We start from the raw sequence: 560 nt of genomic DNA on the forward strand, positions 1-560 counted from the left end.
AGGCGCCCTCGATCGAGTCGATGTAGTAGAAGGCCTGGTGGGCAGAGGTCTCGTGGCGGATCGAGTCGAAGATGTAGAACTCGGCCTCGGCGCCGAAGTAGGCCGTGTCCGCGATGCCGCTGGACGCGAGGTAGGTCTCGGCCTTCTTCGCCACGTTGCGCGGGTCGCGCGAGTAGGCCTCCCGCGTGAACGGGTCGTGGATGAAGAAGTTCAGGGCCAGCGTCTTCTGGATCCGGAACGGGTCGACGAAGGCCGTCGTGACGTCCGGCAGCAGCATCATGTCGGACTCGTGGATGGCCTGGAACCCGCGGATCGAGGATCCGTCGAAGGCGAGACCGTCCGTGACCACACTGTCGTCGAACGACTCCACCGGCATGTTGAAGTGCTGCATCACGCCGGGAAGGTCACAGAACCGTACGTCGACGAACTTGACGTCCTCGTCTTTGAGGTATCGCAGGAGTTCCTCGGGATTGGCGAACACACGTCCTCCTGGCACAGGATTTGGAACCGGGCGGCGTGAGCCGCCACGAAGCAAGGCTGGTCGCGACGCTATGGGTCCG

Annotated in this window: 1 protein-coding gene; it reads right to left on the minus strand. The window is 63.4% G+C overall.

Annotated features, from left to right (window positions below; genetic code table 11):
• Positions 1-481: glutamine synthetase beta-grasp domain-containing protein (locus DMB66_RS60745; protein ID WP_199753354.1), on the minus strand; the 481-nt coding region annotated here is incomplete at its 3' end.
• Positions 482-560 lie beyond the last annotated feature (79 nt).

The organism is Actinoplanes sp. ATCC 53533 (assembly GCF_003947245.1).